This window comes from Bacteroidota bacterium (assembly GCA_039111535.1).
Classification (GTDB): Bacteria; Bacteroidota; Rhodothermia; order Rhodothermales; family JAHQVL01; genus JBCCIM01.
The window spans coordinates 1-15,149 of sequence record JBCCIM010000037.1 but is presented as its reverse complement, the minus strand read 5'-3'; the positions used below and the strand labels follow the sequence as shown (position 1 = coordinate 15,149).

Genomic DNA, 15,149 nt, shown 5'->3' with positions numbered 1-15,149 from the left:
TGTTTATTCCAGGAGGTATAAATGCTTGCCGGCACCGGTGGGGTGACGGTGAAACGTTATCTGCTGTTGCGTAATTTTCCTTCGCCAATCAGCGGTACAAATCGGAACGCGCGTGTATCTTCTTCTTGGTAGGTCTCGGGGCCCGTACGAACAACCTGTTTCATCACCTGGCCATCTCTGTTGCCAACGGGGATGATCAGTTTGCCACCCGGATCAGCGAGTTGTTTGAGTACATCTTCAGGTACGCCGAGCGCTCCTGCCGTAACCAGGATTTTATCGAAAGGTGCAAAGGCTGGCCAGCCAAGGGTGCCATCGCCGCATTTGGAGACCACGCGGTATCGCAGCGAAGACAGGAGCTTTTTGGCGCGCTGGTACAGGGCCTCATGCCGCTCGATCGAGTAGACCTGTGCACCCATCTCGCATAACACGGCTGCCTGATATCCACTGCCTGTGCCGATTTCGAGGACGCGTTCATTTTTCTTAGGATCCAGCATGGCGGTTTGATACGCCACCGTAAATGGCTGAGAAATGGTTTGCTGTAAACCTATGGGCAAGGCCTCGTCCTCATAGGCGCGTTGCTGGAATGCTTGCTCGACAAACGCATGCCGGGGGACGGCACCTATCGCTTTCAGGACACCTTCATGCTCAATACCTTTTTCCCGCAATTCATCGACCAGGCGGGCCTTGAGGCGGGAGTACTTACGATCTTCTTTTTGCAACGGTACGCGGGTTTGTGCGGCTCGGGGTAACGGAGCGTTAGCCGCTCCAGGGGTCAGGCTTCGGGGGTGCTAGGGGTTTCTTCTGCCTGTGGGAGTATAGTTAACGCTTCTGTAAGGTACGTACGCAGCTCCTCGACGGTCAAATTAGAAATGAGTTCGCCGTTTTTTGAAATGGAAATTTGCCCCGTTTCTTCCGAAACCACAATTACAAACGCATCTGTTTGCTCGGTTAACCCCACAGCGGCGCGGTGCCGCAAGCCGTGCAATGGGCTCATGCGCATGCTGTTGGATACCGGGAGGATACAGCGTGCAGCTTCTACGCGTTGATTGCGGATGATGAGGGCACCGTCGTGTAGCGGATTCTGTGCGTAAAAAATGGTGACGAGCAGGTCGCGGCTAATTTTTGATTGCAGGAGGGTGCCCGTTTCGATGTAGTTGCGCAATCCGGTGGATCGTTCAAAAACAATCAGGGCGCCAATGCACCGCTGCGACATTTCGCTAATTGCTGAAAGGACTTCTGTAATCATGCCTTCCTGCGCCGGCGTCACAACAAAGCGCTGCATGAGCGGATTGTTCTTCCCCAGAATAAACAGGACACGGCGAATTTCTGGCTGGAAAAGGATAATTACAGCCAATACAAATACTTCATTGAACTGCCTGAAGAGAACACGCAGCATGGTCATGTTGGCAGATTCCACGAGGATTTTTACGAGGAATAGCGCAAGCACACCAATGAACAACTGCACGGCAATGGTACCGCGCATCAGTAAATACAGTTTGTAGAGGACAAAAGAGACGATGGCAATCTCGATGAGATCGACTACGCGAATCGGTATGACCCAATCAAATATCGTCAAGGATGCTGGGGAGGTATGAACCTCGATTTGAGTCGGACTGTAAGTCTTGAAATGGATTGGGAAAGTAAACCGCACACCTGAGGTGCTGTTTCATGCATTAGCGGTTTCTGCGAGTGTTTTAAGGAATTCTACTGTTGGTTGCACGTCGTGGGTACGCACAAGGGTGGCGCCACGCAGTACGGCGATGGCGGTGGCACCCAGGGTGCCGAAGAGCCTGCCAGCTACAGGGGCCGGCGTTTCTTTGCTGCCTAGCACAACACCAATGGTACTTTTGCGAGAAACGCCAACCAGCACCGGGTAGCCCAGCATGAGGAAGTCGTCAACGTGGTTGAGCAGGTGCAGGTTTTCTTCCGGGTTTTTTCCAAACCCAAAGCCGGGATCGGTAACCATTTGTGTGACGCCGGCGGCTCTTCCGATGTCAAGCGCATGGCTCAGGGAATCTTTTACCTCGCTTACCACATCTGTGTAGGTATGGTTGTGGGGCATTTCTCCGGGGGCGCCGAGGGCATGCATGAGGATGAGTGGTGCGTTGTAGGTTTTTGCGACATTGGCCATTTCGGGGTGAATGCGGAGGCCGGTTACATCGTTGATGATGTGGGCGCCAGCGTCCAGTGCCGCCTGGGCGACTTCCGGTTTATAGGTGTCGATAGATAACAGGGTTTCCGGGAAACGACGGCGGATGGCCTCAATGACGGGAAGTACCCGTTGCTGCTCCTCCGTGGCATCCACGATGGCTGCGCCGGCACCATACGTAGCACCGCGGGGCCGGGTAGACTCCCCACCGATATCAATGATCGCGGCACCCTCACTGATCATCTGTTCTGCACGGACGAGGGCTGCATCTGTGCCGGTGTAAGCCCCACCATCTGAAAATGAGTCGGGGGTCACGTTCAATATCCCCATAACATGGGCCCCATGGGACTGGCCGGGCCTGCAATCGAGCACCTGCCCCCGGCAATTAAGCGCAAAATTATTGTTTGAAGTGGATTCCACTAGCCAGTCCTCCTGGTTTTCAATCGGGTGTTGCGCGGGTATGCCGGCAGGGATAAATTTTTCGATCCGGTTTAAATCCGTGCCGCTTTCTGCCGATGCTTGGAAAAGCTACGATACCCACTACGCTGGCCAAAGCACTTTTAAACCAGTTGTTTAAGGAACGCCCCGGATACCCAGGCGTTTGTGCTACAATCAGCGGAACCAATACCGACCTTTTCGTATAAAGTCGCTAAGAATATACAACTAGCCGAAACAATCGTAGCAAGTCGGGCGTGTGGAAGCCAAGATGCTTACGGTTTGAGCGCTGTTTGTTTTGGCCCTGCCACATATCCAAAACAGAGATAGACTCCCCAGACAACTGCTACAACCTAATCGCTAGAAGCCTATGTACGTTCCTCGCCAGCAACGCATGCTGGACCAGTATCTTCAGGAAATCGGGCAAATCCCGCTGCTAGTTCCTGAGGAGGAAGTGAAGCTTGCGCGTCTCATCAAACAGGGTGACCAGGAGGCGCTTCACAAGTTAACGCGTGCGAATCTCCGCTTTGTCGTATCAGTTGCGAAAAAGTATCAAGGCCAAGGCCTGACACTCGCAGACCTGATCAATGAAGGGAATTATGGATTGATCAAGGCTGCACAACGCTTTGATGAAACCCGTGGATTCAAATTCATCTCTTACGCTGTATGGTGGATTCGCCAGGCTATTCTTCAGGCCCTCGCTGAGCAGAGTCGTGTGGTACGCCTTCCGTTGAACCGGATCGGCACCATCTCCAAAATTCGCAAAACCAGCGCACGCCTTGCCCAAACCCATGAACGTCAGCCCAATATCGAAGAGCTTGCAAAAGAACTCGAAGTTGACGTAGAAAAGGTTCGCGAGGCCATGCAGCACACAGGCCGGCATCTTTCCATGGATGCGCCATTTAATGAGGATGATGACAACAGCCTCCTCGATGTGCTGCCTGATGACGAAGACACAGCGCCAGACGATACGCTGATGGATGAGTCACTCAAAATCGACATTGAGCGCGCCCTGAGCCTGCTGCACCCGAGAGAAGCTGAAATTACACGCCTCTACTTCGGAATTGGCCGCGAGCATCCCCTCACACTCGAAGAAATCGGCCAGCGTTTTGGTCTTACACGTGAGCGTGTTCGTCAGATTAAAGAAAAAGCATTGCGCAAACTGCGCCAGAAACACCGTCGGGAAGAACTCCAGATGCATATTGGGTAATTCAATCCGACGGATTGAAATTTAAAAAAAGCGTAGCCTTTGGCTGCGCTTTTTTTGTTTAAGGTTGAAAGTTTAAGGTAAGCTGGAGGTGTCCTTCCCGAAACCTTAAACTAATAAACAATGTGCTTCTTGGTGAGGAATTCCAGTACAGGGTGGACAATGAGAGGGTGCAGGCGGTACGGTTGGTCTTTTTCGATTCTGAAATGAATGCCGTCTTCGAGGCCGGCGCCTGATGGCTCGATGATGCGCAGGTTGAGCAGCGATTCCAGGATAAATGTACTATCGGTTTCGCTCAGCTTGAAGACCCGCATGTGCTCAGTAAGCGTTAGGGTGCCGTGTGTCAGGAAAGACTTGAGCGTGAAGGCGCGGGGAAGGTCAAGTGTTTCGAGGAAAGAAAAGTTGATGGGTTGAATGCCGTTGACAAAAAGCGTGTCTTCTTCAGCGTCAAATTCAACAGCGCGAAGCCAGTACAAGAGGGCCAGCAAAATGTTTTGCCCGGAGAGGCGGTAAAGCTTGTCGAAAAATGCAGCCCTGTGAGCGTCCTGCTGGCTTTGTTCAGAGCCGCGACTGGCAAAGTCCAACCACGTTTTTGATGCAATGGTTGGCCTGAACTGCAGGTTCATTCCGCTTCTGTGGTGCCGCTTCAGGATAATGTCTTCAAGCGCCTGGCGCTGCAAATTGGTAACCCGATAAGCAGAGATGAAGCCGGATGAAGGGCTCATGGTTTTTTCCAGGAAATGCCAGGCATGCGCGCTGACATTGATCACCCAGTAAATCAGGTTGTCTGTACGCGACATAAAAATGAGCACGCGCTCGATCAGCGAGTGACCGCCGGGTGAGCAAAGCAACAAGTGCTCAAAGCGATCAATGACCAGGACAAGGGGCTCTTGTTTGCGCGGTGTAGCTATAATGTGGGCTTCGAGCGATGCGAGGGTCAGGTCTTCTGAGACGGGGATGCCGAGGGCTTCGGCCACCTGGTGTGCAAACGCGGTGTCGTCAGGTACACGCCGGCTCAGGGATATGGGTTGAACGTTGGCGCCCTCGAAAATAGACCGTATCAGTACATTCATGAAACTGGTTCTTCCACTGCCATCGGGCATGGAGAGCAAGAGCGGGCCGGTCTGGCTTTTCTGCCACTGGGCGTAATGCTTCTTTACAAATGCTACGTCAAGTTTGCGCCCTTCGAGGAGGTCGAGGTCAGCCAGGGGTTTGAGAGAGAAGAGCCGGCGATAAACAAGGGGCAGGCGTTTGTGCAACGTATCAATGTCTGATGCCAGATCAAGCGTGGACAGCCACTGGTCTTCGCTTTGGTCTACAACACCAACGGCAGTCTGCCCTTTTTTTATTAACTGCCGGGTGCGCCGCCGGCCCCGTTTGACTACGTCGGCAAGGGTTTGTTGGAAGCGGGATAGTTGATTTTCGCCCGACTGTATCATTTTTTTGAACGACCTGGTGACCTTCATTTTGAAGTTGGTCCACCGGTTGTTCATGTGATCTTCCTCCAGCACGTTATGGAGGATGTCAACAGAGTACACCTTGATGGCAGCAGAAGCTTTATCGGCCAGGTTGATCCACGGCCCATGCAGGCCTTTTGCAAGCTCCGTAAGTTTTTCTGTGGATCGGCCGAGGCCGGCTGTGATCAATTCCTGTGCAAGCGCGACAGGGTCGTCGGGTTCTGCTGTAAGTGCAGGTTGCGTGGCATCTGTAATGTCTTGCTTTTCCTGTTCATCCAACATTTCGGCAAAAGCTGCCTTGATGTTATAATCAACCATGTATTCCACTTGCTGGGTCTCTTCCCAGGTATGGATTACCGCTTTTTGCAAAGCTTTGGCGCATTTTGTTAGCTGCTCAGGGAAGGACTTGAGGAGCGCAGACTGCACAATTTCCCGAAGCTCTATCTGATACTGATGGTGAATGGATTCCTGTTCTGAAATCGGATACTGCGAGGTTTCGTGTACTTCTACCTGTTCAGGCAACCCTTCGATGAAGCGATGCAGGTCATTCCAGAAGACGGTGCCGGGTTCTTCCAGCGCCTGGCCGGCGCGGAGTAAATTGGTAACGTCGTTTAAAATGCGCTTGAATTGCCCGGTGATTTGCTGGTGCCGCACTTCCAATTCAGCACGGATTTTGGCTTCGTCCTGTTCACCGGCAGGGCCACTGCAAATCTGAATGACCTCTTCTTGTACCCGCAAAAACGTATCGCGCAGTTGGTCAAAAGACTTTAGAATGGGGATAACGGATGCTTTTGCAATAGACCCGAGCAATCCTTTTTGCCGGCGGAGTAGAAAGTCCCGCAATTCGTGCAGCTTGGTGTTCAGATTGAGCCTGTTGCTGGCTTCTCGGTACCAGGTCTTCCAGAAACCGGTCGCATGCCCAAGTTGGGAGACCACCTGGTCACTGGATTCAGGTATGGCCCGATCGCGTAGCAGAAAGGTACCGCTGTGCTTGAAATCTACGTACAGGTTTTGCGCGCAAGTTTCGAGGAGACCAGTGTCTACCTGTAGTGTCGGGACTTCGAGTGCCGCAATTTCTTCAATACACGAGTGCAGTCCGGTAATCGCGTTTAAAAGGCTTTTGGCCCAGTTGGGGTCATTGTACCGTTGCGCTGCCTTTTCAAGGCTTAACCAGGCATCAAGTGCATCCAGTTGATGATCTGGCTCGGCGACCTCTAGCTCCAGGTCAAGCATAAGGTACGTCCATTGTGTTTGGGCGCGTTCAAATGCCGCGATATGTTTTGTCAGGAAGCCGTGAATGGCATTGAAGGTCTCTGTAAACACATTAGGCACGCGTACCTTTACATGGTAACGCAGCAACTCTTGCAGCTTGACTTCCTGTTGAGGGATTGGCGTATTGATTGCAGGTCGGCCAACGAGCTTGCGAAAGCCGTTGCCAATGCCATACCGCGCGGCTCGCATGTGTTTGCCACTACGGACCTGCATTTTCCTCAGGCGTGTCCAGGCTGCATCTGAAGGACTTGGTGCGAAGAGGTTGGGCGGCTCCGGAATTTGTTGCGTTGCCGGCATGTTTGCGATGCTGCTACGCAGGTCGGTAAACAGCTTGAGAAAACTCTTGTAAACCTGCTCCGATACCTGGACGCCGAGCCGGGCGTTCAGGGGTTTGAGTACTTGCTCCATCGCGCCACGGCGATATTTCAGTACCTGCTCCCATGTGACCCCTTCCCCTTGCTCCAGTGCGGTTTTGATTTCCTGTTGCAAGGTGTTGTGTACAGCGGCAGCTTTCCCAAAGGCTTCCAGTATGGGGGAGAGGTGGTCATCGCTGATGCTTTTTTCGAGTTTTTCAGCACCATCAACGGTTGTATTGTGCACATCGGCGACAACACGCTTCAGTTGATCTCGCGTCTCAGTCCAATAGTTTTCTGGCGCTGCCCCGTTGGTCTGAGATGTTGGTTCTGCTATCGTGTCCGTGTTACTCATTGGGGCTCAACCTCGCTGTCCACTGAACCATTCTCAGATTCTTTCTGCCCTACAGCCAGCATATTCGTTAGCGGAATCAACATGTTGTTGCGCTGGAATTCTGCTTTGGCTGTCTCCGTTACATCACTGGCGAATGCAAATTCATAGCGTGTGTCGATAACATATGCCTTCACGGCAAGGTGGGTCAGGAAGGTCTCTTTAAAGACATCTTTCACGTTCACCACAATAGGCTTTTCGAGGTACACGTAGTTTGAGTTTGCCGCAGCATTGTAAGCAATGTTTTTTGCTTTGATCACATCAACCCAGCCGGGCAGATAGAGATCTATTACAACCTGACAATCGAGTGCGCCGGCATTGGCATTGGCAACCTGGCTTTCAACCACCTGTGCGTTTGGTACAGATACCAGGTTGTCATCGGGCGTAACAATACGTGTCGAGCGGAGGCCAATGGAGGTCACTTCTCCGTACGTGCCTCCGATATTTATTTTATCTCCAACCTGAAAAGGTTGGTCGATGATGATAATGATGCCACCAAATATATTTTTCAGGATATCCTGTGAGGCAAATCCAACAGCGAGGCCAATGGCGGTCCATGCTGAAATAAGCTGGCTCTCTTTCAGTGCGAAAACGTGAATCAGAATAATGTAGATTGCGAGGGTCCACATCAATATGCGGACAATCGGGACTAGTCGTTTGAAGAAGAGCCGGCGCGTGGCACTTTGCTCTGAGAAGCGTTCCAGTGTCCAGGAGATGCTGCGGATCACATAGAAGAACAGCAGAATCGTTAGAATAGAGAGCAAGATGTTGCGCCCGAGATTCTGGATGCCGCCTACAGCATTGGTGAGTTGGTCTTGCAGGTCAGGGTCGACGGCTATGCCCGCTGTATCTGGTTGTACGGCAGACCTGAGGGCAGATACTTCGTGGAGGAGGCTGTCGAGGAGTGTGGCTGAAACAGCAACTGTTTGCGTATCGGGAAGTGCTGCAGGTGTTGGCGGCGTCTCCTGAGCATTGTTTTGTGCCTGTGCGTTCTCGGCGACAAGGGAGTCTAGCGGAGCCGGCACCATCTTTTCAAGGGAGTCAATAACAACCCCCAGACTGGAGTCAGCTACGGCGAGGGAATCTGCACCACTGGTAGATTGGTTTTGGATAAACTCGCAGCCAATGGCTACAAGTAGCACAAAAACAAAAAGTGCCCCCCGGATCGCTAGCAAAAAGCGATGAGTCAAACGCATGGTAAAGAAGATCAATTAATCATAGCCAAGGTACCGTAAACGGCTCCCAAGCGCAAAAAATGCGTGTTTTACAGATGGGCACTGTGCATTTCTGGCGGTTTGTAGCGCATCGCAAGCCAGTTGGGCTAAAATGGCAAGGACGCCCGCACACGGTAATAAACCTCATAATCGTCAGTCGTTCCCAATTGGGATGTGGGCTGTGCAATCCCGACCGCGTGCATAAGTTGCAATACACCGCCTATCACAAGGGCATTTTTCGCTTCAATCCCGGCACCTGTACGCCGCGTGATACGCACACCATCTTCCCAGACAGCGCCAGCATCTATAAATGCGGAGAGGGTGGTTTGACGCAATGAAATGAGGCCCAGGATTGTGGTTTGCAAGCTGGGCAATACAGGCATGCGGTATTCGGCGGTGCCAAAGAGCACGCGATCGCCGTACGCAAATTCCCGGTATCCACGTACGCGAGTCGCATCCGAAAAAGCCATGATGCCAAACTGTGGCGCCGTTATCTGAATATCATCAAAACGAGCAAACCCGGGGCGTTCCTGATTAAAGGTGTTGCCACTAAGTAGTGTGGCCTTTCCATAGACAAACAGCCTGTTTGCCAGAATTGTTGGCAGTACAGCATAAGCTGCAGCATCTGCCCGTAAGTAGCGGGTATCACCGCCAAAGATTTTGTCACTCACTGCAACCTGGAGCTTGATGCCCCGGCCATCAAGGGGATGGACAACATTGCCACTGTAGGGGCGCAGCTTTTTACGGATGAACCCTAGTCGTAATTCCGCCTTTTCTCCTTGCTGCGGGGGCAGTAAGCCGGCCGGCAGCGATTCATAATCTTCCGGATTCAACTGATCGATGGCCGCATATTGCAACCGTAAATCCAGCCGGGTACCTGTGTAAGGCTTCACGGCGATGTCGAGTGGCCAGTCAAACGTCACGTCTGCGCCAGAGACTTCATCAAGCAAATAATTGTTGCCATAGGCGCGTGCGGTTGGCAATAACGAGTACGCGCTTAAGGTACTGGTTGGGCGCAACTGGTTGTTTACGTAGGTAGCCAGCAGGAAGCTGTTTTCTCGTGTGTTTTTGAGCGCAAGTGAAGCTGTGGCCCCGAAGGTGTGGTGCCCGAGCGGCTCTGTCCACGAGGTGGCGCCAATGACGCCCCAATCGTCGGCATTGTTGTAGTAGGGTAGCCCAAAAGAAAACAGGTGGACGAGGTTCTTGATTGACTTGTAGGGACTCCTTTTGGTGATAACCGATTCATCTGCATCGACGGTGGCCGGAATAGTTACACCTGGCGTATGGGTTGTCCATCGTGAATAGGAAGCAGGTATAGTAATTTCTGTCTCAAAAGGTACGCGCGCTGCGTCGATACGGTAAGCACGATCTCGTTGTTTGGATGCGCTCGTTGTTACGATGAGGGTGCCCTTTGCATGTAAAGAATCTGCCGGCAGCCAGTCAAAGGCCTGTGCGCCAGTGATTAGATTGGTTGCCCGCCGGCGAGTGCGCGTTTCGAGGTCCCAGATAAACACATTGGGCACCCGATCACTAAGCGAAGTAACGGCAATCTGTTTGCCATCCGGACTCCAAACAGGATACTGGTCATCTGTGCCTGTTGGTGAGATGGTGGCTACTTCGCCCGTTTTCGGATTCAGGAGCAGGATGTCGCGGTCGCCATCTGCATCAAATCTGCCTACCACAAGCATATTAGCCGCGTGGTGCCAGTCGAGTGATGCCAACTGCACATCGCCTGTAAATGTGGTTAGTGGCGTTTCTTCGCCTGTCGACAGGTTGTACAGGAATACGTTTGCGGTACCGCCTGCAGATCCAATAAAAGCCAGTTGGGTACCGTCTGGTGAAAAGGCAGGTGCACTTGCGCGGCGCGCACGGGTCAGGCGTTTTGTGTTCTTGCCATTTCGGGAGGTCACAAACAGATCGTTGATCAGCGCACCGTTTTTCTGACGGGTTCGGCGGGTAAAGGCCAACTGCCGGCCTTCCGGGTGCCAGGCGATAGGGGCACGAATGCTACCATCAGCAACCGTTTTTGCGGTGCCTGTTTCCCGATGAATCACTTGCAGCCTTACAACAGGCCGGCTAATTGAAGCGAGCGACAATACGGCTGCGTGGGTTGTGTCCGGACTGTATTTGATATCGTAGACGTATTGGCCTCCCAGTTTGAGGGGTTTGGCATCGAGGGAGTCAGGCAACTCCATTTGGCCAGCCAGTGTGTTGTAGTAGACATTCATGTGCCGGCGCCATTCCTCGTAAAAGGTGCGATAGCCTTGGCCTGTTACATCCTCAAATGCTGTGAAAAAGTCGTGGTGCGCAAACCGTCCGAATGCAGCGTATTTCCTGTGTTTGAGGATTTTTGTGATGGTAGAATCGCCGTATTGAGAGGCGAGGAAGCGCAGTTGTGAGTTTCCTGATGCATAGAGCAGCCGGCCATTCCAGATTGATCGTCCGTCTTCGTATGATAGTTTGTCGTCGAGAACAGCCGTTCTCAGCCACCTGTCTCCGCGGTTGGCATCCCATTTTTCAGTTTCATATTGCGCCAGCCCTTCTGCCCAGAAGCTGGGCATTGGGTCTCCGAGGAAATAAGCAGCAAGTCCCAGCCGGCTTTTTACAGCTTTGCCATGAAACAGGTGGGCCAGCTCATGAGAGATTACGGTTCTTAGCCACTTGGTATTACCGGACCAGGAAGCTGCAACGTCATTCACGTGTACCCAGATGTTGGTGTATCCGAGTAACGAGACCGCAAATCCGTTCAGGATTTCGTCTTCATCAGACAGGTATATCCTGATTTTTTCGTCAAAGGTGACGTCCAGATTTTGTGAGAGGGCCGTGTATGTCGTCTCTGCAATTACGCCGGCCTGCATTTCGATGCCGGCGAGGTGTGCCGGATACATGATTTTGAAGTGCTCGGTTTCAGCCTGTTGCCAGTCCAGTTCAGGGTGGTTACGTCCGTTGAATGAAGAGAACCCCTGTGCTTGCGCTGATTGGATGCTTAAACCAACCAGGAAAGTGCACAGCAAAAAGAAAATACGGTGGTTTAGTTGTATACGTGCTGTTTCCAATACGACCTCAGACTCTGTGATGCATGGGCAAAAATACAAGCCGCGTCCAGTGTGTTACACATAAACCCTGTCTACGTGAAAAAACGGGGATGGATTCTTTTTTGTTTGTGAGTTGGGCAGGTGTTACAGCGGAGTTTGGAGAGCGGAGTTTGGAGAGCGGAGTTTGGGGTGAGGCGAATTTAGGTTTTGAAGCATGATCGAGCTTTTGTGTGTTTTCGTATTTCCGTGCTTCTGTTTTGCACTACTACGGCACAGATAGCGAGTCTTTTGCAGAAAAGGAAAACCACTCGGCATTCGGCACTCGAAAATCGGCATTAAAGCGACCCTAATTTACAAGAGCGTGGGTTTTGATGATTGTGTAACGATTGTGTAACGAGTCGGGTTGTGTGCATGTCGGGGCTTACAAAACGCCAATTCTTGCCGATTACGTAAGTAGCTGACTCTGTTTTGACCCCACTGAAGCGCGAATCCCCACAGCGCAACTAAGCAGACAGCTCCAGGCCTCCTCTATGTGTCGGATATAAACAGCCTGCTTTCGATTGTCTTACCAAAAGGTAAAAAAGATGAAGCATCGATTGGTATTTGTGCTGATGTTGCTGGTTTGTGCACTTGTCATTGCTCCCGGTTATGCGGTTGCGCAAATTACGCTGGTAGGAGAAACCATGCAGCGCGCAGAAGCGCTGCCCGGTGAACAGTATACCGGCTTTGTGATGATTCACAATGAAACAGATTCTGTACTAACCCTCAAAATCTACCAGGATGAGGTATCTGCCCTGACGTCTGTTGATCGGGGGAATAAAATTGAGACCATAAACCGCTCCAATGCCGGATGGGTAACGCATGAAGTGCAGCGCATGACGATTCGCGCTGGTGAAGTAACTAGAGTGCCTTATGAGGTAGTGGTGCCCCTGCGCATGGACACCGAGCCTCCCGCCGGCACCTACTGGAGCACGCTCACCGTTGATGTTGTTGCGCTGGGTGCCTCAGAATTTGTGCGCCCTTACAGCCGGCACCGTTTGACAGATATTGCAACGGAAATTAAAGGCACCGGTGACGCAGGTTTAGCTATCAATGTGGTGAAAGTGAAAGGGGAGCGTAATAGCAAGCAGTTGGAAGCTGTGATGGTAAATACAGGAGACATGCTTGTGAAGCCGCAGGTATGGTTTGAACTGTATGATGCAGGCGGCAACCTGAAAGAACGCGTTGAAGGCAAAGCTGATTGGGTATTCCCGGGTGGCTTTGACCGTATTGTTGCAGATATCGCCCATGTGCGCCCGGCTGTCTACGAAGCCCAGGTGGTGGTTGATGCCGGCGATGACAACATTTTTGGCGCATCGTTTACTGTTGACATGACGGGTGTAGGACGCGTAGCGCAATCGCGCGTGATACGGACGTCATATTAAAAAACGTGCCGGACAAGCTGTTATGCCCCGTGTTAGGGGCCTGCGGCTGTCCGGCACGTCACACATTAAACGTTGGCTATGCCATCAATCACCATTTCCTGTAGGGTCCCCGCTAGAATTGGAGGGCCCTGTTTGGTTTTGAGAGGCCTGACTGAGCATGCCGGCAATATCCACACCGGTGGATGCTTTAAGGCTTTCAAGCAGGGCAGGCGTAGCGCCCGCAATCTGATTGAAGACGGCAGGCACCCCACTACCGCCCGTGCCGCTATCGACCACGGTGATTTTGTCAATCTGCAGGTTATCAACGGTATTCACAACCTGTTGGATGATTTCTGGCAACATTTGAATCAGGAAGAGGCGCTCTGCATCTGGGCCGGCCTGGTTCCATAGCTCAAGTTTGCGGCGCAGCACTTCCACTTCTGCCTGGCCGTCTTCGAGGATGCGCGCGGCATTACCTTTGGCAATCTCTTCTTTGGCCATGCGTTCTGCTTCTGCAGCCACAATGACCGAAGAGCGCTGCCTTTTCTCTGCCAGCGTAATTTCCTGCTCAGCAAGCTCTTGCTCGGCGCGCGCCTCTGCAACTTTTGCGGCAATACTAACTTTGGCTTCTTCTGCCTCGGCTTCTGCAGCTAACTGTGCTTTCACAATACGCACTTCGTTTTCCGCTTCTGCGATAGATTTGTCTGCTGTTGCTTCAGCCAGACGGGCATGCTGCTTCTGCTGGGCTTCTGTTACTTCGGCAGCAGAGATAATTTGTGCTGTTCTTTGCCGACCAATAGCATCGAGATAGCCCCGGTCGTCTTCGACACTCTGGATTTTAAGCGTGTCGAGCTGCAGGCCGAGTGCACTCAAGTCGTTATCAGCTTCATCAAGCAGGGTGCGGGCAAATTTGAGTCGGTCCTCATTAACCTCTTCGGGTGTAAGGGTTGCCAAAACGCCGCGCAGGTTACCTTCGAGGGTTTCTTTGGCGATGACCTGGATATCACCAAGCGGTTTACCGAGTAAGCGTTCCACCGCGTTGTTGAGCTCAGGCTCGTTGGAGGCAACTTTCACGTTGGCAATTGCGCGAACTGTTAGTGGAATGCCCCCTTTTGAGTAAGCATTGGTAACGGACAGGTCGATTGGGATGGTATTCAATTCCAACCGATCTACCTGTTCAATGATAGGCCAACGGAAGCTTCTTCCGCCGCGGATAACACGGTAGCCCAGGGTACTGCCGTCGCTTAGTTGACGATTGCGCCCACTGAAAATGAGGACTTCGTTGGGTTGACAGATTTTCAGATTGGCCCTGAAAATGCCAAAAATAGTCATGAAGATGAAGATGATGGCGCCGGCAATAATAAATGCAGCTTCCATAGATGGACCTCCTTACGATTATGGCCTACAGCAGCAGCAGGCCCGCATGTATCCGGAATACTCCGGTGTCAGGGAATCACGTTTATCTAAAACCGGGCAGTAGGCCCGTAGGTCACGTGGGTTTTACAACTTCGACAACGCCGTCCTTCGTGCGCACAACGACTATCTCTTCGCCTTGCTGGAACGACTCTTCAGAGCTATCATCGAGTGGCCTGGCAACAAGGCGGAGTTGATGGCCTTTTACGACAACGCTAATTTTACCTTTTTCACCAGCAGTGAACGGCAGCAGCACTTTACCCGTCTTGCCTTTTAATTCGTTGAGCGTAACATCGCTCGATATTTCAGCATAGCCAAACCGTTTGATGACATAATTGCCACCAAGTCCGGCGAGGAGTCCGACAGTAATTGCAGCGACAAGCGTGAAGACGCTGTTTGTGTCTACCCAGGTCAGGCCGTAGCCTGTGAGGCCGAAGAACGCGGCAAAAAGGAAGAGGGCGCGGATAGACAATAAGTCGATGAAACCAGGGCCGGCGCTTATGTCGCCACCCAGGTCAGTTTCTAACGATACGTCCAGATCAACATCTAACTCAGCATCAAAGTCGACATCCATGTCAGCCTCAAAATCTGTGTCGGCTTCTGAGTCGCCTCCAAGAACGGAGAGCAATACAAAAAAACCGCCCACGAGGAGGCTGACAAGGTATACAGTTTCCATCAATCTATTGTGTCTTTAAGCAAGTTGTGCAGTTTTACGTAAGAATTATAGTGCGCGTTGCATTCATGAACAAGAATAGATCAAATAATCGTAAGAAAACGTAATAATTAGAGGTATTAGATTTAAATAAAAAAAGGCCAAGCG

10 protein-coding genes are annotated in these 15,149 nt (G+C 51.9%); 2 read left to right on the top strand and 8 right to left on the bottom strand.

From position 1 onward, the window contains the following. Window positions 1–56 precede the first annotated feature (56 nt). From AAF564_08225 to folP, 3 genes are all read right to left on the bottom strand, one after another. On the bottom strand, window positions 57–719 hold the full coding sequence (locus tag AAF564_08225; GenBank protein MEM8485523.1) for a protein-L-isoaspartate(D-aspartate) O-methyltransferase: 663 nt from the start codon (window positions 717–719) through the stop codon (window positions 57–59). Window positions 720–772: 53 nt separating this feature from the next. Continuing rightward, a complete protein-coding gene (gene cdaA / locus AAF564_08220; GenBank protein ID MEM8485522.1) occupies window positions 773–1,576 on the bottom strand; it encodes a diadenylate cyclase CdaA in 804 nt (267 codons plus the stop codon). A gap of 90 nt (window positions 1,577–1,666) precedes the next feature. Further along, window positions 1,667–2,479: a dihydropteroate synthase gene (gene folP / locus AAF564_08215; GenBank protein ID MEM8485521.1), complete on the bottom strand. Its 813-nt coding sequence runs from the start codon at window positions 2,477–2,479 to the stop codon at window positions 1,667–1,669. Between the two features lie 475 nt (window positions 2,480–2,954). On the opposite strand from folP, the gene AAF564_08210 reads away from it, so the two are divergent. Further along, a complete protein-coding gene (locus tag AAF564_08210) occupies window positions 2,955–3,794 on the top strand; it encodes an RNA polymerase sigma factor RpoD/SigA (GenBank protein MEM8485520.1) in 840 nt (279 codons plus the stop codon). 110 nt (window positions 3,795–3,904) lie between these two features. Here the strand turns inward: AAF564_08210 and AAF564_08205 are convergent, their stop codons facing one another. The 3 genes from AAF564_08205 to AAF564_08195 all read right to left on the bottom strand — a co-directional run bounded on the left by AAF564_08205 (window position 3,905) and on the right by AAF564_08195 (window position 11,492). Then, on the bottom strand, window positions 3,905–7,228 hold the full coding sequence (locus tag AAF564_08205) for a hypothetical protein (protein MEM8485519.1): 3,324 nt from the start codon (window positions 7,226–7,228) through the stop codon (window positions 3,905–3,907). Beyond that, window positions 7,225–8,460, bottom strand: a complete 1,236-nt coding sequence (locus AAF564_08200) for a mechanosensitive ion channel family protein (protein ID MEM8485518.1) — start codon at window positions 8,458–8,460, stop codon at window positions 7,225–7,227. Before AAF564_08200 ends, AAF564_08205 begins: the two co-directional genes overlap by 4 nt. 125 nt (window positions 8,461–8,585) lie before the next feature. Then, window positions 8,586–11,492, bottom strand: a complete 2,907-nt coding sequence (locus AAF564_08195; GenBank protein MEM8485517.1) for a hypothetical protein — start codon at window positions 11,490–11,492, stop codon at window positions 8,586–8,588. A 605-nt stretch (window positions 11,493–12,097) separates the two neighbouring features. Between AAF564_08195 and AAF564_08190 the strand changes: the two genes are divergently transcribed. Then, window positions 12,098–12,937, top strand: coding sequence for a hypothetical protein (locus tag AAF564_08190; GenBank protein ID MEM8485516.1), 840 nt, complete (start codon window positions 12,098–12,100; stop codon window positions 12,935–12,937). 84 nt (window positions 12,938–13,021) lie between these two features. Here the strand turns inward: AAF564_08190 and AAF564_08185 are convergent, their stop codons facing one another. Next, window positions 13,022–14,293, bottom strand: coding sequence for an SPFH domain-containing protein (locus AAF564_08185; GenBank protein ID MEM8485515.1), 1,272 nt, complete (start codon window positions 14,291–14,293; stop codon window positions 13,022–13,024). A 112-nt stretch (window positions 14,294–14,405) separates the two neighbouring features. Further along, window positions 14,406–15,005: a hypothetical protein gene (locus AAF564_08180; GenBank protein MEM8485514.1), complete on the bottom strand. Its 600-nt coding sequence runs from the start codon at window positions 15,003–15,005 to the stop codon at window positions 14,406–14,408. Window positions 15,006–15,149: the final 144 nt, after the last annotated feature.